Annotated in this window: 18 protein-coding genes and 1 pseudogene; 9 read left to right on the top strand and 10 right to left on the bottom strand. The window is 65.6% G+C overall.

Annotated elements, in window-relative coordinates; all coding sequences use genetic code 11:
• The first annotated feature begins 21 nt into the window (after positions 1-21).
• The gene (gene pdxA / locus DFP89_RS16135) at positions 22-987 is read left to right on the top strand and encodes a 4-hydroxythreonine-4-phosphate dehydrogenase PdxA (RefSeq protein ID WP_114350419.1); all 966 of its coding nucleotides are present in this window, start codon (positions 22-24) and stop codon (positions 985-987) included.
• A complete protein-coding gene (rsmA, locus tag DFP89_RS16130) occupies positions 984-1,832 on the top strand; it encodes a 16S rRNA (adenine(1518)-N(6)/adenine(1519)-N(6))-dimethyltransferase RsmA (RefSeq protein ID WP_114350418.1) in 849 nt (282 codons plus the stop codon). Before pdxA ends, rsmA begins: the two co-directional genes overlap by 4 nt.
• A gap of 16 nt (positions 1,833-1,848) precedes the next feature.
• Here the strand turns inward: rsmA and DFP89_RS16125 are convergent, their stop codons facing one another.
• The 4 genes from DFP89_RS16125 to DFP89_RS16110 form a co-directional block, all read right to left on the bottom strand.
• Positions 1,849-2,589: a DUF4167 domain-containing protein gene (locus DFP89_RS16125; protein ID WP_114350417.1), complete on the bottom strand. Its 741-nt coding sequence runs from the start codon at positions 2,587-2,589 to the stop codon at positions 1,849-1,851.
• A gap of 239 nt (positions 2,590-2,828) precedes the next feature.
• Entirely contained in the window at positions 2,829-3,668 is an 840-nt protein-coding gene (gene prmC, locus DFP89_RS16120; protein WP_114350416.1) for a peptide chain release factor N(5)-glutamine methyltransferase, read from the bottom strand.
• A gap of 6 nt (positions 3,669-3,674) precedes the next feature.
• Positions 3,675-4,730 carry a peptide chain release factor 1 gene (prfA, locus tag DFP89_RS16115; RefSeq protein ID WP_114350415.1) on the bottom strand — a complete coding sequence of 352 codons (1,056 nt, stop codon included), beginning with the start codon at positions 4,728-4,730 and terminating at the stop codon, positions 3,675-3,677.
• A gap of 178 nt (positions 4,731-4,908) precedes the next feature.
• Positions 4,909-5,829 carry a LysR family transcriptional regulator gene (locus tag DFP89_RS16110; RefSeq protein WP_114350414.1) on the bottom strand — a complete coding sequence of 307 codons (921 nt, stop codon included), beginning with the start codon at positions 5,827-5,829 and terminating at the stop codon, positions 4,909-4,911.
• A gap of 111 nt (positions 5,830-5,940) precedes the next feature.
• Between DFP89_RS16110 and DFP89_RS16105 the strand changes: the two genes are divergently transcribed.
• Together DFP89_RS16105 and DFP89_RS16100 are read left to right on the top strand one after the other, a co-directional pair.
• Complete coding sequence (locus tag DFP89_RS16105) at positions 5,941-7,140, top strand: acyl-CoA dehydrogenase (RefSeq protein WP_114350413.1); 1,200 nt, start codon at positions 5,941-5,943, stop codon at positions 7,138-7,140.
• Entirely contained in the window at positions 7,140-8,294 is a 1,155-nt protein-coding gene (locus DFP89_RS16100; protein WP_114350412.1) for a CaiB/BaiF CoA transferase family protein, read from the top strand. Before DFP89_RS16105 ends, DFP89_RS16100 begins: the two co-directional genes overlap by 1 nt.
• Positions 8,295-8,369: 75 nt before the next feature.
• On the opposite strand, the gene DFP89_RS16095 is transcribed toward DFP89_RS16100, so the two are convergent.
• Positions 8,370-8,675 (bottom strand): hypothetical protein, encoded by a 306-nt coding sequence (locus DFP89_RS16095; protein WP_114350411.1) that lies wholly within the window; start codon positions 8,673-8,675, stop codon positions 8,370-8,372.
• 144 nt (positions 8,676-8,819) lie between these two features.
• Here DFP89_RS16095 and DFP89_RS16090 point away from each other — a divergent pair, with 144 nt between their 5' ends.
• The 4 genes from DFP89_RS16090 to chrA all read left to right on the top strand — a co-directional run bounded on the left by DFP89_RS16090 (position 8,820) and on the right by chrA (position 13,995).
• Positions 8,820-9,716, top strand: coding sequence for a LysR family transcriptional regulator (locus tag DFP89_RS16090; RefSeq protein ID WP_114350410.1), 897 nt, complete (start codon positions 8,820-8,822; stop codon positions 9,714-9,716).
• Between the two features lie 543 nt (positions 9,717-10,259).
• Entirely contained in the window at positions 10,260-11,594 is a 1,335-nt protein-coding gene (tig, locus tag DFP89_RS16085; RefSeq protein WP_114350409.1) for a trigger factor, read from the top strand.
• A 195-nt stretch (positions 11,595-11,789) separates the two neighbouring features.
• Complete coding sequence (locus tag DFP89_RS16080; protein WP_114350408.1) at positions 11,790-12,626, top strand: chromate resistance protein ChrB domain-containing protein; 837 nt, start codon at positions 11,790-11,792, stop codon at positions 12,624-12,626.
• A 1-nt stretch (position 12,627) separates the two neighbouring features.
• A complete protein-coding gene (chrA, locus tag DFP89_RS16075) occupies positions 12,628-13,995 on the top strand; it encodes a chromate efflux transporter (RefSeq protein WP_220269856.1) in 1,368 nt (455 codons plus the stop codon).
• 9 nt (positions 13,996-14,004) lie between these two features.
• On the opposite strand, the gene DFP89_RS16070 is transcribed toward chrA, so the two are convergent.
• The 4 genes from DFP89_RS16070 to rpsF all read right to left on the bottom strand — a co-directional run bounded on the left by DFP89_RS16070 (position 14,005) and on the right by rpsF (position 16,285).
• Positions 14,005-14,853: a hypothetical protein gene (locus tag DFP89_RS16070; RefSeq protein ID WP_114350406.1), complete on the bottom strand. Its 849-nt coding sequence runs from the start codon at positions 14,851-14,853 to the stop codon at positions 14,005-14,007.
• A 154-nt stretch (positions 14,854-15,007) separates the two neighbouring features.
• Positions 15,008-15,592, bottom strand: a complete 585-nt coding sequence (gene rplI / locus DFP89_RS16065) for a 50S ribosomal protein L9 (protein WP_114350405.1) — start codon at positions 15,590-15,592, stop codon at positions 15,008-15,010.
• A 12-nt stretch (positions 15,593-15,604) separates the two neighbouring features.
• Entirely contained in the window at positions 15,605-15,832 is a 228-nt protein-coding gene (rpsR, locus tag DFP89_RS16060; protein ID WP_020949472.1) for a 30S ribosomal protein S18, read from the bottom strand.
• Between the two features lie 18 nt (positions 15,833-15,850).
• Complete coding sequence (gene rpsF / locus DFP89_RS16055) at positions 15,851-16,285, bottom strand: 30S ribosomal protein S6 (protein WP_114350404.1); 435 nt, start codon at positions 16,283-16,285, stop codon at positions 15,851-15,853.
• Between the two features lie 289 nt (positions 16,286-16,574).
• Here rpsF and DFP89_RS16050 point away from each other — a divergent pair, with 289 nt between their 5' ends.
• Positions 16,575-17,159 carry a YceI family protein gene (locus DFP89_RS16050; protein ID WP_114350403.1) on the top strand — a complete coding sequence of 195 codons (585 nt, stop codon included), beginning with the start codon at positions 16,575-16,577 and terminating at the stop codon, positions 17,157-17,159.
• Between the two features lie 262 nt (positions 17,160-17,421).
• Here DFP89_RS16050 and DFP89_RS16045 read toward each other — a convergent pair.
• Positions 17,422-17,733 (bottom strand): annotated as a pseudogene (locus DFP89_RS16045) (transposase); the annotation flags it as partial.
• Between the last annotated feature and the right edge of the window lie 346 nt (positions 17,734-18,079).

The following is an 18,079-nucleotide window of genomic DNA, read 5'->3' as shown; positions in this document are numbered from 1 at the left end:
GGACATGAAAGAAGACAGGCCATGCCGCAACCGATCGTCCTGACCTGTGGCGAGCCGGCGGGGGTCGGACCGGAACTGGCGCCAAAGGCGCTGGCCGCCGGCGTCCCCTTCGTGTTTCTGGGTGATCCCCGGCATCTAGCCGCAGGGGTGCGATGGCAGGAGGTGGCCGCGCCCTCTGGGTCTGTGCCCGAGGGGGTGCTGGCGGTGTTGCGCCATGATTTCCCGGCGCCGGCCGTGCCCGGGCAACCCGATCCCGCCAATGCGCAATCGGTGATCGACGTGATTGCACGGGCGGTCGAACTGGCGCGCTCGGGCGCGGCGGGGGGGATCTGCACCCTGCCGATCAACAAGGAAGCGCTGAAGCGCGGTGCCGGTTTCGCCTTTCCCGGCCATACCGAATATCTGGCGCATCTGGCGGGCGATGTGCCGGTGGTGATGATGCTGGCCTCGACCACGGTCACGCCGCCTTGCTGGGTGGTGCCGGTGACCATCCATATCGCGCTGAGCGAGGTGCCGGGCGCACTGACACCCGGGGCGCTGGAGCAGGCGATCCGCATCACCGATGCAGCCCTGCAACGCGATTTCGGGATTGACCGGCCGCGTCTGGCCGTTGCCGGGCTGAACCCCCATGCTGGCGAGAATGGCGTCATGGGCGATGAGGAACGGCTGTGGATCGCGCCCTTGCTGGCGCATCTGCGCGATGAGGGCTTTGATCTGGCCGGGCCTTTGCCAGCGGACACGATGTTTCATGCCCCGGCGCGGGCGCGCTATGACGCCGCGCTTTGCGCCTATCACGATCAGGCGCTGATCCCGATCAAGACGCTGGATTTTGCCGGGGGCGTGAATGTGACGCTGGGCCTGCCCTTCGTGCGCACCTCGCCCGATCACGGCACCGCCTTTGACATCGCGGGCAAGGGCATCGCCGATGCGGAAAGCGTCATCGCCGCGCTGCGCATGGCCCATGACATGGCGGGGCGTCGGACATGAGCACCATCGACGGGCTGCCGCCGCTCCGCGAGGTGATCGCGCGCCACGATCTGCGGGCCAAGAAGCAGCTGGGGCAGAATTTCCTGCTGGACCTGAACCTGACCGCCAAGATCGCCCGGGCGGCGGGCGATCTGACCGGCTGCGACGTGATCGAGGTCGGCCCCGGTCCGGGCGGTCTGACCCGAGGCCTGCTGGCCGAGGGCGCGCGCCATGTGCTGGCCATCGAAAAGGATGCCCGCGCGCTGCCGGCCCTGGCCGAGATCTCGGACGCCTATCCGGGGCGGCTGACGGTGATCAATGGCGACGCGCTGGAGATCGACCCCCTGGCGCATCTGACGCCGCCGATCCGCATCGTCGCCAACCTGCCCTATAATGTCGGCACCGAGCTGCTGATCCGCTGGCTGACGCCCGCCGCCTGGCCGCCCTTCTGGCAGTCGCTGACGCTGATGTTCCAGAAGGAAGTGGCCGAGCGCATCGTCGCCCGCCCCGGCGGCAAGGCCTATGGCCGGCTGGCGGTGCTGGCGCAATGGCGCTCGGACGCGCGGATCGTCATGACCCTGCCGCCCGAGGCATTCGTGCCGGCGCCCAAGATCCATTCGGCGGTGGTGCATCTGACCGCCCTGCCCGAGCCGCGCTATCCGGCCGATCCGGCGGTTCTGAACCGCGTCGTCGCCGCCGGCTTCAACCAGCGGCGCAAGATGCTGCGCGCCTCGTTGAAGGGGCTGCATCCGCGGATCGAGGAATTGCTGCTGGAGGCGGGGATTGCGCCGACTGCGCGGGCCGAGGAAATCGGGCTGGAGCAGTTTTGCGCGCTGGCGCGGGGTCTGGCCGCCGCGCCGCGCTGATCTTGTTGGCCCAGGCTTATTCGCCGGAGGCCTTGTCGGTCGGTGCGGCCTCTGAATCAGCGGCTTTCTTGCGCGGACGCGGTGCGCGCGGCGTGGCGCTTGGCGCACGGGTGCGCCGACGGGGCGCGGCGGCCGCCTCGGCCTGGGGTTCGGCCGCGGCTTCAGGCGCGGCAGAATCCGGAGCCGCGCTTTCCGAGGTCACGCTTTCGGGGGTCGCGACAGGGCCGCCACGGTCTTCCTCGTCCGAGATGACCGGCGGCAAACCCAGGGCAATGCCGCGGCTGTCGTCCTGATCGTCGGCTTGGGCTTCGTGGCGCGGCGCCTGCTGGCGGTCCTCGCGGCGATCTTCCCTGCGGTCATCGCGGCGATAGTCGCGGCGATCCTCGCGCTGGTCGTTGCGCTCGCCGCGGTCATGGCGGTTGTTGCCCTGACCATTGCCGTTGTCGCCAGCGCCGAAATCGCGCATGTCGTCGTCGCGGCCCGGCTGCTGGTGCTGTTGGCGCTCGGCCTGTTCGCGCTGCGCCTCGCCCAGCATGCGGGTGTAATGTTCAGCGTGCTGGAGGAAGCTCTGCTCGGCGACGCGGTCGTTGGACAGTTGTGCATCGCGGGCAAGGGTCAGGTATTTCTCGATGATCTGCTGGGGGGTGCCACGCACCTTGCCCTCGGGTCCAGAGGAATCGAAGACGCGGTTGACGACATTGCCCAGGGTGCGTTGTCTGTTCGACTTGTTCCGCGAACGGGATTTGGATGATCTCATCAGCTTTGTTGTCGGTTATACACCGGCTTAAGGCCGGCTGAGGTTGGGGTCAGATCGACGGTTGATACCCGTCTGGAAGCGGAGCTTCGCTCCCTTCCCCTTATTACCAGTTAATGGCTGAGCATAAGTGACCCGTGCGTGGGCGGAGCCCCCGTCACAAATGCGAATAAACATGCCACAGCGGCAGGCACAAGCAAAAATTTCGCAAATTGCTGCGAAAGCTGCGAATCATTGCCGGTCTAGCCCGGTTTTCGCGCATGTACGACGCGGTCACGGCCATCCAGATCAGGCAGGACGCGCGGATCGGCCAATCCCGCCGCCTGCATCAAGGCCACGACCTGCCGGCCCTGCGTCGGCCCGATCTCGACCATCAACCGGCCGCCGGGCAGAAGATGTGCGGGAGCGCCGGCCGCAATGACCCGATAGGCGGTGAGCCCGTCGCCCTCGTCGGTCAGGGCCTGTCGCGGCTCCCAGTTGCGGACGTCGGGCGCAAGGCCGGCCATCTCGTCCAATGCGATATAGGGCGGATTCGAGACGATCAGATCGAACTGACCGGCGACGCCCGCGAACCAGTCCGCTTCAAGGAAGTTTGCGCAAACATTGTTCATGACAGCATTTTCTTTAGCCACCGCCAATGCCGCCGCCGAGATGTCGGTGCCGGTGCCGCGTGCGTCCGGACGCTCGGCAAGAAGCGAGATCAGGATGGCCCCGGTGCCGGTGCCCAGATCAAGGACCGAGGTGAAGGGCTCGGCCAGCGCCGCCTCGACCAGTGTTTCGGTGTCGGGGCGTGGGTCCAGCGTGTCGCGGGTGACGCGGAATTCGTGCTTCCAGAAGGCCCGGCGTCCGGTGATCTGGCTGATCGGCTGGCACGCAGCCCTTGCCAGCAGGGCCGCGTCGAAAAGCCGCAGCGCGTCAGCAGGCATCGGTTGCGAGAGCGCTCCGCTCAGATGATGTCGCGGCAGGGCCAGCGCATGGGCCAGAAGCAGGCGAGCGTCCCCCGTGGGATCGGGCAGGCCGGCCTCGGTCAGCCGCGCGATTCCCGCGCGCAATGTCTCGATTGCGGTACGAGCCCCGGGCATCCGGCTCTAGCCGCCCTGCGCGGCCAGCCGCTCGGCCTGATCATGGGCAAGAAGCGCGTCGACGATCTCGGCTAGGTCGCCCTGCATGATCCGGTCCAGCGAATAGAGCGTCAGCCCGATGCGGTGATCGGTCATGCGGCCTTGCGGGAAATTATAGGTACGGATGCGTTCCGAGCGGTCACCCGAGCCGACCTGCGACTTGCGGTCGGCGGCGCGCTCGGCATCGGCGCGCGAGCGTTCCAGATCGTAAAGCCGGGCGCGCAGCACGGCCATGGCATTGGCGCGGTTCTGGTGCTGGGACTTTTCCGAACTGGTGACCACGATGCCGGTCGGCAGGTGGGTGATGCGCACGGCGGAATCGGTGGTGTTGACATGCTGGCCGCCCGCGCCGCTGGCGCGCATGGTGTCGATGCGGATATCGCCGGCGGGAATGTCGATATCGACCTCGGCCGCCTCGGGCAGGACGGCGACGGTGGCGGCGCTGGTATGGATGCGGCCGCCGGATTCGGTTTCGGGCACGCGCTGGACGCGATGCACGCCGGATTCGTATTTCATCCGGGCAAAGACCCCCTCGCCCTCGATCCGGGCGACGGCCTCGCGCACGCCGCCAAGGTCGGATTCGGCCAGTTCCAGCAACTGGAACTGCCAGCCCTGCGATTCCGCGAAGCGGCGATACATGCCCAGAAGATCGCCGGCGAACAGCGCCGCCTCCTCGCCGCCGGTGCCGGGACGGATCTCCATGATCGCCGGCCGGGCATCGGCCGCGTCACGCGGCAGCAGCGCGATGCGCAGCGCGTGTTCCAGATCGGGCAGCGAGGCGCGCAGGCGCGACAGCTCGTCCTCGGCCAGCTCGCGCATCTCGGGATCGGCCAGCATCGCCTGCGCCTCGCGGATGCCTTCCTGCGCGTCGCGCCATTCGGCGATCTGGGTCACCACCGGCTTCAGCTCGGCATATTCGCGGCTGATCGTGGCGATCTCGTCCGGCGCCGGGCCGTCATTCAGCCGCGCCTCGAGATATTCGAAACGCGCGACGATCTGGGAAAGGCGGTCCTGTGGCAGCATGGCAGGGGATTAGCTGCTGGGCGGCGGGGGGGCAAGCCGCTTTGAGACCGCGCGGCACAGACATATGGGGCTTATGCCGGGTAAAGGACGGCCGGCCCGACGACGGCTGCGTGCGGAAGCTGCGGCGGTGCAGGGGCGGAATGATCTGTCTGGCCGGGTTGCGCGGCATAGTCGCGGCTCATGCCTGATCTGCATGAACCCCGTCCCGCGCCATCCGCGCCGCGATCCAGCCGCGGAACGCCTCGAGCGGCTTCAGCCCCGCCTTGCGGTCCGGCCAGGCCAGCCAATATGCGCCGCGCCCCGGCACGCCCGGGCGCAGGATCGGCTGCAACCGGCCCTCGGCGATCTCAATCCGGGCGAGGTAGTCGGGCAGCAGCGCTACCCCCAGCCCCGAAATCGCCACCTGGATCATCATCGAGAACTGGTCCACGACCATGCCGCTGACCCCCTCGGGGCGGGTGGCATCCTGACCCGCGAACCAATCCGCCCATGCGCCGGGGCGCGTCGCCAGCTGCAAGAGCACGCAACCCGCCAGATCCTCGGCCTGCGCAATGGGGTGCGTGGCCAGAAACTGCGGCGCAGCGCAGGCGGTCAGGCGTTCCTCGAACAGCTTCAGATGCTTCGCCCCCGGCCAGTCGTCGCGGCCAAAGAAGATCACCGCATCAAAGGGTTCCGTCTCGAAGCTGAAGGTCGAGAAGCGCGTCGCCAGATTGACCGAGATACCGGGATTCTGCGACAGGAAATCCGGCAGGCGCGGCGCCAGCCAGCGGGTGGCAAAGGTGGGCAAGACCGCAAGATCCAGCGTGCCGCCATCGGGATTGGCGATCAGCGACATGCCGGCGCGCTGGATGATGTCAAGCGCACCCGAGATGTCGCGGAAATACCGCTGGGCCGCCTCGGTGGGCGTCAGGCGTTTCTTGTGACGCGTGAACAGGCTCTGGCCCAGTTGCGCCTCAAGGCTTTGCAGCAGGCGGCTGATCGTGCTTTGCGTCAGCCCCAGATCCTGCGCCGCCCCGGTGACCGAGCCCCGGCGCATCACCGCGTCGAACGCCAGAAGCAGGCTGAGATTCGGAAGAAAGCGCCTTTGCCGCAAGATCATTCATCCCATGCATCAACTGATGAGGATTATCCATTTTGCGAGGGGTTTTGAAAGCTGTAATGAATGATCCAGCCGCCCCTCGCCGGGCCATCTCATCGCAAGAGGCATGACGTGACGACGAAATCGCATAAGGGTGTCCCGTTTTCCTGGTCCGATCCGTTCCTGCTGAATGACCAGTTGACCGAGGAAGAGCGGATGATCCGCGAAACCGCCGCGGCCTTTGCCGCCGACCGGCTGGCCCCGCGCGTCGAGGCCGCCTATCTGAACGAGACCACCGACCCCGAGATATTCCGCGAAATGGGCCAGTCCGGCTTGCTAGGCGTCACTGTCGCCGAGGAATATGGCGGGGTGGGCGCGTCCTATGTCGCCTACGGTCTGGTGGCGCGGGAAATCGAGCGGATCGACAGCGGCTACCGGTCGATGGCCTCGGTGCAAAGCTCGCTGGTGATGTTCCCGATCGAAGCTTACGGCAGCGAGGCGCAGAAGCATAAATACCTGCCCAAACTGGCCTCGGGCGAGTTTATCGGCTGCTTTGGCCTGACCGAGCCGGATGCCGGCTCGGACCCCGCCGGGATGCGCACGGTCGCGAAAAAGACCGCAGGCGGCTATGTGCTGAACGGGTCGAAAATGTGGATCTCGAATGCGCCGATCGCCGATGTATTCGTGGTCTGGGCCAAGTCCGAGGCGCATGGCGGCAAGGTGCGCGGCTTTGTGCTGGACAAGGGCATGAAGGGCCTGTCCGCGCCCAAGATCGAGGGCAAGCTGAGCCTGCGGGCCTCGATCACCGGCGAGATCGTGATGGAGAATGTCGAGGTCGGCGAGGACGCACTGCTGCCCCATGCTGAGGGGATGGGCGGGCCCTTCGGCTGTCTGAACCGCGCGCGCTACGGCATTTCATGGGGCGCCATGGGCGCGGCTGAGGATTGCTGGTTCCGCGCCCGGCAATACGGGCTGGACCGGCATCAGTTCAACCGCCCCCTGGCCGCGACCCAGCTTTATCAGAAGAAGCTGGCCGATATGCAGACCGAAATCGCGCTTGGCCTGCAAGCCAGCCTGCGGGTCGGGCGGCTGTTTGACGAGGGCAAGTTCGCGCCCGAGATGATCTCGCTGATCAAGCGCAACAATTGCGGCAAGGCGCTGGATATTGCCCGGCAAGCCCGCGACATGCATGGCGGCAACGGCATCCAGATCGGCTATCACGTCATGCGCCATGCGCAGAATCTGGAAACCGTGAACACCTATGAGGGCACGCATGACGTCCATGCGCTGATCCTTGGCCGCGCGCAGACCGGGTTGCAGGCGTTTTCGTGATGGCCGAGCCGGCGCTGAAGGGGCTCAAGGTCGTCGAGTTGGCCCGCATTCTGGCCGGTCCCTGGATCGGTCAGACGCTGGCCGATCTGGGTGCCGAGGTTATCAAGATCGAAGCCCCCGAGGGCGACGACACCCGTCGCTGGGGGCCTCCGTTCATCGAGCGGCCCCGTGCGGATGGCGGGACGGAAAACGTCGCCGCCTATTTCCATGCGACCAATCGCGGCAAGCGCTCGGTCATCTGCGACTTCAACGATCCGGGGGATCTGGAGCGGCTGAAGGCGCTGATCGATCAGGCCGATGTGGTGATCGAGAATTTCAAGCTGGGCGGGTTGCGAAAATTCGGGCTGGACTATGATGCCCTGTCCGCGCGCAATCCGGGGCTGGTCTATGCCTCGATCACCGGCTTCGGGCAGGACGGTCCGCGCGCGGCGCAGCCGGGCTATGACTTCCTGATACAAGGCATGTCGGGGATCATGGATCTGACCGGAGACCCGAATGGCGAGCCGCAAAAGGTCGGCGTGGCCTGGATCGACATCTTTACCGGACTTTATGGCACCATCGCCGTACAGGCCGCGCTGGCCGAACGGGCGCGCTCGGGCAAGGGCCAGCATCTGGATCTGTCGCTTCTGGATTGCGGGCTGGCGGTGCTGGCCAATCAGGCGACGAATTACCTGCTGGGGGGCAAGGTGCCGCACCGGCTGGGCAATGCGCACCCCAATATCGTGCCCTATCAGCTTTTCCCGGCCCTGGACGGGCATCTGATCATCGCCTGCGGCAATGACCGCCAATTCGCCGCCCTGTGCCGGGTGCTGGGCATGGGCGATCTGGCGCAGGACCCGGATTACGCGACCAACCCGGCGCGGGTGGCGAACCGTGACCGGCTGGTGCCGATGCTGTCCGGGGCGACGGCGCGCATGAGCCGTGCCGATCTGATCGCCGCGCTGGAGGGGGCAGGGGTGCCCGGCGGCCCGGTCAATGACGTGGCCGAGGCGCTGGCCGATCCGCAGGTCGCGGCGCGCGGCCTGCAGATCGCACCCGAGGGCATCGCCGGTTTGCGCAGCCCGATGCAATTCTCGCGCAGCCCGCTGGTCACAGATCGCGCGGCACCGGCTCTGGGCGAGGGGGAGTGGCGGTTCTCGGGCCCCGGCGCCTGACAGACAAATGGGGCCGCCCGGCTGGGGCGGCCCCTTGATCCCGTCGGTTCGGAGCTCTTCAGGACAGGATGCGGATCAGTAATCGTTGCGGCCAATGCCCTGCCGCTGCGACAGAAAGCGCGACTGGTGGCGCGGCGTCGAGCGGATATGCGAGGTGCCGCTTTTGCCGCGGGCATGCTGCTCGTTGATATAGCGGATGCGGTTGGCGCGTTCGGCCGGGGTGAATTCGCCGTTGATCGCGGTCAGCTCGCTCAGCGTATAGGCATTGGGGTCAAGGCCCAGCGATCTGGCCAGAGCCACCTTGCCGGGGTTTACCTCCTGCGCCATCAGGGGCAGGGCGATCAGGGTGGCTGCGGCGGCGAGAACGATCTTGTTGAGCATTTTTGCGATTCCTGACTAAGGGTTAACAATCTCTTTGCGGCAAAGGCACGATGGTTCCTTGCTGGCTTGCATTGCATATCGGTATTGCCGTTCTGCGCTGAAACTGGCCAAAATAGACAACGACTGTGCAAAACTGAGGCGATCATGCGGTTGAACATGTGGACCGAGATTCGCACCGCCGCGCAGGTTGCGCGACTGGGCCGGGTCAGCGCGGCGGCCGAGGCGCTGGGAATGCATCACTCCTCGGTCATCCGCCATATCGACCTGCTCGAGGAGCGGATGCACACCAAGCTGTTCCAGCGTCACGCGCGCGGCTACACCCCCACCGAGGCCGGCGCCGAGCTGTTGCGCACCGCCAGCCGGGTGGATGAGCAGTTCGTCCAGATGCTTGGCCGGATCGAGGCGGCCGACCAGCAGGTCTCGGGACAGCTGATCGTGACCGCCCTGCCCTCGCTCGAACGCTATGTGCTGCCCGCCATCGGCCGCTTTCAGGCCGAGCATCCGCAATTGCGGGTGCATTACCGCTCGGACGAGCGGCCCTATGAAATGGCCTCGGGCGAGGCGCATGTGGCGCTGCGCGTCGGGCCAAGGCCGGATCATCCCGATTATGTCGTCGCGCATCTGGCGGATCTGCGGGCGGGGCTGTTTGCCGCGACCGCCTATCTTGAGCGCCATGGCCGTCCCGCCTCGATCGAGGATCTGGTCGCGCACCGCCTTGTCGGGGCCGAGGGCGACTATGCCCGCGCGCCGTTTCAGCAATGGCTGCTGGATCGCCTGCCCGAGGGCTGCTTTGTCCTGCACACGCCTCAGCCCTCGGTCGCCTATTGGGCGGTGGCGCATGGGCTGGGCATCGGCTTTCTCAACCGCGCCGTGCCCGATCCCGACCTGATCGAACTGTTTCCCGACTTCTCGCCGCCGGAATGGATATCGCCGGTCTGGCTGGTGACCCATGTCGATCTGCACCGCAGCAACAAGGTCGGCGGCTTCGCGCGTTTTCTTCAGAATGAGGCGAAGGGCTGGCGCGGCGCGATTCAGCCATAAGGCGATCGAGGCCGCGACGGGCAGCATGGGCCCGGCGCAAAAAGACAACCGGCCGAGCGGATTTTTACCCCGCTCGGCCAGTCAGGCATGAACATAACCAGTAACCGTCCACAATACCGAACAAACAACCACTTGAACTGCGCCCCATCATTTTCCACGGCGGCCGAAAAGGGAACTTGACTTTAAGTTAGGTCATGCTCAATGACGTTGTTTTCACTATCTATCTGCTTTTCATGACACAACCTGCAGGTGGTGCCGCGAGGGCCAAAAATCGGTCGCTCCGGCATCAAGCCGCGTGACGCGGCGGGCGCGTGAATCGGCCCTGAAGCGGCGGGGCGCGCCGCCCCTCGGGAACCGGGCGGCCAGCACGTCCGCCGCCCGGCGGCAAGCCGCGTCATATCCGCCTTGGACCTTGCTATGGGCGGCAAAATCACCTAGCTAGCGCGCTGAAACACGCGGGGGCGCGCAAGCTGAAATGGTCGCAGCGCCGCTCAGGGGCGCGATGCGCGTCTGCCCGCAGCTAGGATGGATGAAGGAACACACATGCAGGTCAAGGAAACCCAGAACCAGGGGCTGAAGCGCGGCTATGAGTTCACCCTGCCCGCCGCCGATCTCGCGGCGCAGGTCGATGCCAAGCTGAAAGAAGCCCAGCCCGAAGTCGAAATGAAGGGCTTTCGCAAGGGCAAGGTGCCGATGGCGCTGCTGAAAAAGCAGTTCGGCCAGCGCGTTCTGGGCGATGCCATGCAGGAAGCCATCGACAAGGCGATGCGCGACCATCTGGAAAAGACCGGCGACCGCCCGGCCCTGCAGCCGCAGATCGAGATGGTCAATGGCGAGACCTGGAAAGAAGGCGACGACGTCGTCGTCACCGTCGCCTATGAGGCGCTGCCCGCGATCCCCGCGGCCGACCTGTCGGGCGTCGAGCTGGAGCGTCTGGTCGTCGAGGCCAGCGACGAGCAGGTGAACGAGGCGCTGGAAAACCTCGCCAAGAATGCCCAGTCCTTCGAGGACCGCAAGAAGGGCACCAAGTCGAAAGCCGGCGATCAGGTCGTCATCGACTTCAAGGGCATGGTCGATGGCGAAGCCTTCGAGGGCGGCTCGGCCGAGGATTACCCGCTGGTGCTGGGTTCGGGCAGCTTCATCCCCGGCTTCGAGGACCAGCTAACCGGCGCCAAGGCCGGCGATGAGGTCAAGGTCGAGGTGAAATTCCCCGAGGATTACGGCCACCCGGCGCTGGCCGGCAAGGACGCGATCTTTGAAACCACCGTCAAGGCCGTGAAAGCCCCGAAAGCGGCCGAACTGGATGACGAGCTGGCGAAGAAATTCGGCGCCGAGAGCCTCGACGCGCTGAAGACCCAGATCCGTGGCCGTCTTGAGGCCGAATACAAGGGCGCCGCACGTCAGGTGCTCAAGCGGGCGCTGCTGGACAAGCTGGACGCGCTGGTCAAGTTCGACCTGCCCGAATCGCTGGTCGAGGCCGAGGCCAATCAGATCGCCCACCAGCTCTGGCACGAAGAGCACCCCGAAGAGCACGGCCATAACCATGGCGAGATCGAGCCGACGGACGAGCACAAGTCGCTGGCCGAGCGCCGCGTGCGTCTGGGCCTGCTCTTGGCTGAAATCGGCCAGAAAGCCGAAATCACCGTCTCGGATCAGGAAATGACCCAGGCCGTGCTGCAGCAGGCCCGTCAATACCCGGGCCAGGAACGCGCCTTCTTCGAGTTCATCCAGAAGAACCCGCAGGCCCAGCAGCAGCTGCGCGCCCCGATCTTCGAGGACAAGGTCGTCGATCACATCGTCGAAGGGGCCAAGGTCTCGGACAAGTCGATCAGCAAGGACGATCTGGAAAAGGCCATCGAGGCGCTGGATCAGGTCTGATCCGCCCGGCTTTGCCCTGGCATCGGAAAGCCGCCCTTCGGGGCGGCTTTTTTCATGTCGGTGCGGGGCCGGGCAATCTGCGGGCGTCATTGACGATGCAGGTGCGAATTGGTTTACTGTCTTCATGGGGGCCGCGACCCCCCACGAGGCGCCAGCCAAAGATCGCGTTCCATCCTCAACATGACAGGAACGCATATGCCCGCGCCCAACGCCATCTCCAGTGACAAGCTTGCCCGGCTGATCGGCACGGCCCGCGCGCCGCTCTTGCTGGATGTCCGCTCGGATGCCGATTATCAGGCCGATCCGCGCATGATCCCCGGCTCGGTCCGGGCTGACGATCAGGCTTTGGATCAGCTGCTCGCGCGGCTTTCCGCGGCCGCTCATTCCGCGCCCTCCTCAGTCGTCACGATCTGCCAGGGCGGCCATCGCCGCAGCCAGGGCGCGGCGGCATGGCTGCGCGCCGAAGGTATCGGCTGCGAATATCTGGAGAACGGCATCGACGCCTGGCGCGCGGTGAACCTGCCGTTGATCCGGCCCGACAAGCTGCCGCCGCGCGACGTGCAGGGGCGCACGGTCTGGGTCACGCGGGCGCGGCCCAAGATCGACCGCATCGCCTGCCCGTGGCTGATCCGCCGCTTTCTCGATCCGCGCGCGGTCATCCTGTTTGTCGCCCCGACCGAGGTGCTGGGCGTGGCCGAGCGCCTTGACGCTACGCCCTTCGATGTCGAGGGCGTATTCTGGAGTCATCGCGGCGAGCTTTGCAGTTTCGACACCATGCTGGTCGAATTCGGCCTGACGATTCCGGCGCTGGACCATCTGGCGCGCATCGTGCGCGGGGCCGACACGGCGCGGCTGGATCTGGAACCCGAGGCGGCGGGATTGCTGGCAATCTCGCTTGGCCTGTCGCGGATCTATGCCAATGACCATGAGCAGCTGGATGCCGGGATGCTGGTTTATGACGCCTTGTATCGCTGGGCGCGTGATGCCAGCGACGAGACCCATAACTGGCCGACCAACAAGCCGAGGGCCTGACATGCCAAAGCCCGGATACCCGACCCTTGCCGAGGCGACCCGCATCTGGGCGCGCATCGGCCTGCTCAGCTTTGGCGGCCCGGCGGGCCAGATCGCGCTGATGCACCGCGTTCTGGTCGAGGAACAGAAATGGCTGGGCGAAAAGCGGTTCCTGCATGCGCTGAACTATTGCATGCTGCTGCCCGGCCCCGAGGCGCAGCAGCTGGCCGTCTATATCGGCTGGCTGATGCATCGCACGGCCGGCGGCATCATCGCCGGGCTGCTGTTCGTGCTGCCCGGCATGGTCTCGATCATGGTGCTGAGCTGGATCTATGCGATCTGGGGCCAGACCGGTCTGGTCGGGGGGCTGTTCTTCGGCCTCAAGGCGGCGGTGCTGGCCATTGTCGTGCAGGCTGTCATCCGCATCGGCCGCCGGGCGCTGAAAAGCCGTGCCATGCTGGCCATCGCCGCGGCGTCTTTCATTGCCATCTTTGCCTTTGCGGTGCCGTTTCCGCTGATCGTGCTGGTGGCTGGGCTGATCGGCTATGCCGGCTCGCGCGCGGGCTGGCCCGGCTTTGCCGAAGCGGGCGGCCATGGCCGGATCGGCGGCACTCAGGTCGCCGATGCCGATACGCTGCTGGGCGAGGAAACCCCCGATCATGCGCGGGTGAACCGGGCCTGGGCGCTGCGCATCTCGGGCGTGCTGCTGGCGCTGTGGCTGGGTCCGGTCGCGGCGCTGTTTGTGCTGCTTGGCCCCGGCAATGTCTTCAGCCAGATCGCCGGGTTTTTCAGCACCATGGCGGTGGTGACCTTCGGCGGCGCCTATGCGGTTCTGGCCTATGTCGCGCAAGAGGCGGTGCAGCATTACGGCTGGCTGGCGCCGGGCGAGATGCTGGACGGGCTGGGCATGGCCGAAACGACGCCGGGGCCGCTGATCATGGTCACGCAATTCGTCGGTTTCATGGGCGCACTGCGCGATGCGGGCAATCTTCCGCCCCTGCTTGCGGGAACGCTGGGCGGGCTTTTGAGCACATGGGTGACCTTTACGCCCTGTTTCCTTTGGATATTCCTGGGCGCCCCCTATATCGAGCGGCTGCGCGGCAATCCCCATCTGGGCGCGGCACTGTCGGCGGTGACGGCGGCGGTGGTCGGGGTGATCCTGAACCTTGCGCTGTGGTTCGGGCTGCATGTGATCTTTACCCAGACCCGCGAGATTGCCGGCTTCGGGCTGCGGCTCAGCGTTCCGGTGCTGTCCTCGGTCGATCTGGCGGCGGCCGCGCTGACCGGGCTGGCCTTGCTGGCGGTGTTTCGCGGGCAGATGGGCACGGTCCGGGTGCTGGCGCTTTGCGCGGGGCTTGGGCTGGGTCTGCGGCTGGCCGGGCTGGCCTGAGCGCCGCGCTTACAGCCGGTGCAGGCGCGGGTTGCGGTCGGTTGGCTGCTCTGTATCCGCGCCGTTCCGAGGATCATGGGCCAGCGGATCATGGGTCAGGGGATCGTCGCGCAGGTCGGGCATCGGCGCGTCCTGCCGGGCGGATCGGGGGTTTGACGCCGCGCCAGCCTCCTTGCAGGCAAAGATGCCGCGGATCATTTCGGCGGCACCATCGAATTCGCGCAGGATCGAGCCGGTCTGACCGGCCACAGCGCGAAAGCCGCTGACGGCCGTGTTCAGCGTCTGCATGACATTCTCAAGCCCGTTCTGAAGGCCGGCGGTATTCGCCTCGACCTCCTCCATCAGGCTGGGGCGCGGGGCGGGACGGCGGCGCGGACGGTCCTGCGCGGCCCCTGCCCCCGACAACCCGGCCTCGGCCTCGGCGCGCAGGCTGGCGAAGTGGCGGGCATCCTCGGCGTCGCGGTCGCGGACGCGGCGGCGCATGGCGGCGCGCTCTTCGGGCGACAGATCGGCAAAGCGGGGCGCCATGGACCGTTCCGGGCCATCCCGGCGCTTGGGCCCCGAGACAGCATCCAGCAGATGGCGCGCGGCGATCACCGTGCCGGCGGTCACGGCGGCGGCGGCCAGCGCGGTGCCGCCCCAGACCAGCCATTTCGCCGTGGGCGAGGGCCGCGGCCAGACCCGGCGCCCGTCGGGCGAGACATCGCCCTGTGGGGGGATGCGACGCGATTCGCTGGGACCGGCGGGATGGCGGTGCCCCTCGGGGACCGGGCGCGGGCCGAAACGGGTCTCGCTGGTGGCGTCGGCCTCGGTCCGGGTGATCGGCGGGGCGTCGTGCTGGTCGTCATTGCGGGACATGGCGGGCAGATCCTTGGGCGAAGTGTCGCATCAGCCCTTCAACCCACAAGGGCGGGGGAATGTTCCCGGCGCTTTCCCCTGCAGAGCATCAGGCATGAAAAAACGCGCCGGGATGCGGCGCGTTTTTCCGTGTTCCAAAGTCCGAAGGCGGCGATCAGTTGCCGGCTTCGTCATCGTCGCGGCCGGCCGAGCCGATATCGTCGAACAGTTCGGCGATCTCGAATTCCGCGGCGGCTTCCTCTTCGGCGGCCAGTTCCTGGATCGACTTGCCCGAGGCTTGCAGCTTGGCTTCTTCGGCCGAGCGGGCAACGTTCAGGCGGATCGTCGCATCGACTTCCGGGTGCAGGTGCACACGAACGTCATGCAGGCCCAGGTCCTTGATCGGGGCGGTCAGCACGAACTGACGGCGCTCGACGGCGAAACCTTCGGCAGCGGCGGCGTCGGCGGCGTCACGCGGGGTGACCGAGCCGTAAAGCGCGCCGGCGTCCGAAGCCGAGCGGATGATGACAAAGACCTGACCGTCGATCTTTTCGGCCAGTTTCTGCGCGTCGGCACGGCTTTCGTCGTTGCGCGTCGCGAGTTCCGCCTTGCGGGCCTCGAAAGCGGCGATATTGGCGTCCGAGGCGCGCAGCGCCTTGCCCTGCGGCAGCAGGAAGTTGCGCGCGAATCCGTCCTTGACCTTGACCACTTCGCCCATCTGGCCAAGCTTGGCCACGCGTTCCAGCAGGATGACTTGCATGTTCGTCTCTCCTTACTTCACGGCATAGGGCAGCAGGGCGAGGAAGCGGGCGCGCTTGATGGCGCGGGCCAGCTCACGCTGCTTCTTGGCCGAGACGGCGGTGATGCGCGACGGCACGATCTTGCCGCGTTCGCTGATATAGCGCTGCAGCAGACGGGTGTCCTTGTAGTCGATCGCAGGAGCGTTCTCGCCCGAGAAGGGGCAGACTTTCCGGCGGCGGAAGAAGGGTTTGTTTGCCATGATACTGGTTCCTTTCCCTTAGTTCCGGTCGTCGCGGTCGCGACGCTCGCGGCGCTCGCCACGATCACCACGGTCGCCGCGATCCCCACGGTCACCGCGATCCCCGCGGTCGCCACGCTCACCGCGCTCTTCGCGCTTCTGCATCTGGATCGACGGGCCTTCCTTGTGCTCGTCCACGCGGACGGTCAGCACACGCATGACGTCGTCATGCAGGCGGGCCAGACGCTCCATTTCCTGCACGGCGGCCGAGGGCGCGTCCGAACGCAGGAAGGCGTAATGGCCCTTGCGGTTCTTGTTGATCTTGTAGGCCAGGGTGCGCACACCCCAGTATTCGTTTTCGACGACCTTGCCACCATTGTCGGCAAGAACGGTCGAGAAATGTTCGATCAGCCCTTCGGCCTGCGTGTTCGACAGGTCCTGACGGGCGATCAGCACATGCTCATAAAGCGGCATGTCTGCACCTTTTCTTCGGGGCGCATTTCAACGGCGGGACAATCCCTCCGCGCCCCGCCACGAGAGGCTGCGCCGGTTTCGCATTTGCGGAAGGATGCGGCCTTATAGCCACCGCCTCGCGGAATGCAAGGCGAAACCGCGAAAATCCCCGGATATTCGCCACCCCGGCGACAGTGTTTCGGCGCCGTGGCGAAACACGAAAATGTCAGGCCCTGTTGGGGAAACCCTTGTTGCCATTGCGGCATTCCTTGTGGAATTCGTTCACGAGAAAATCAATCAGGAGTCCCCGATGAAAACCGTTCTCGCCCCCGTCGCCGCTCTTGCCGCCCTGCTGGGTGCCACCAGCGCCATGGCCGCACCCGTGACCTATCAGTTCGATCCCGATCACAGCCAGGTGGTGTTCGAATATACCCATATGGGCTTTTCGACCAGCACCGGCATCATCAACGGCCTGACCGGCACGCTGGTGCTGGACGCGGAAAACCCCGCCGCCTCGACCGTCGAGGCGACGATCCCGATGGCCGGTCTGCGCACCGTCGCCGAGGCGCTGGACGGCCACCTGTTCGGGCCGGATTTCTTCAACACTGACAAGGCTGCGGCGGTCGCCACCTTCAAATCGACCAAGGTTGAACCCAATGGCGACAAGGAAGCCAAGGTCACGGGCGATCTGACCCTGAACGGCGTCACCAAAGAGGTGGTGCTGGATGTCGATCTGAACCAGATCGCGGCCCATCCGATGACCGGCAAGGAAGCTGCGGGCTTTGACGCCGAGACCGAGATCAAGCGCAGCGAGTTCAACCTGGGCCAGTTCGCCCCCGCCGTCGAGGACGAGGTCGAGATCAGCATCTCGATAGAGGCCGTCAAGGCCGAGTGATCACGGCATACACGCAAGAGAAAGGGCCGAAAGGCCCTTTTTTTTGCGCCGATCCCCGGAGAACGGACCGCATGAGGCTTGAGCTTTGCGCCGCACTTTCCTGACCGGAGGGTGACCGAAATCGGATTAAGCGTCGAACGCTTATCGGGTGCGCGTCATCAAATCAGGAGAAGACAAAAGGCCGGTCGCAAAGACCTGCCGGAAGGCGGGAATCCGGGTATGGCCTTGCTGCCCGACCACCTTGCCCGGATCAAGACCGCCGATCCGCGACGACCTCTTTCAGTGCTGCAGCCTCGGCACGAAGATCCTTTACTTCGGAATTGTTGGCTTGGCGGGCGGTATCGCCCGCCAGACGCCTCTTGCCAGCCTCGAGGAACTCCTTGGACCAGCTGAAATAGACGCTCTGGGCGATCCCCTCTCGCCGACATAGCTCGGCAATGCTGTCCTCGCCGCGCAAGCCGGCCAGGACGATCCGGATCTTTTCCTCGGCCGAATGGACCTTTCTTGTCGCGCGGCGGATATCTCTTACCACATGATCGGCAGCCTTCTTCTGATCAAAGAGTTTCTCGCTCATCTGCGCTCCTTGAAAGCTACGATGAGCCAGAAACCCTCCCATCATCAATCAACCAAATCTGTCCCATAGGCCCTGACGCCGGACAGAATTCAAATACAACCATTCATTGAGCGATCATGAAGATAGCAGAAAAGGCTTGATCGAATAACGATTCGCTGTGAGTATATTTAATATGTCAACGCAAATAGATACCGCTTGATTGGTTTTTATTTGCATTCGAAAGATCCAGAGCTTGCTTAGGTTTTGGGACTTAGGGTCAGGACCCATTAATCGGCTTGAGGCTGGTCTGCCTGCGTGATTCAAGCTCCCGAACTGACGGGGGTGATGATGAGCAACCTTTACTGGC

The sequence above is a fragment of the Paracoccus lutimaris genome (genome assembly GCF_003337565.1).
GTDB classification, from domain to species: Bacteria; Pseudomonadota; Alphaproteobacteria; order Rhodobacterales; family Rhodobacteraceae; genus Paracoccus; species Paracoccus lutimaris.
Note: the sequence above shows the minus strand (reverse complement) of the source record. Positions and strands in the feature narration are given on the sequence as shown.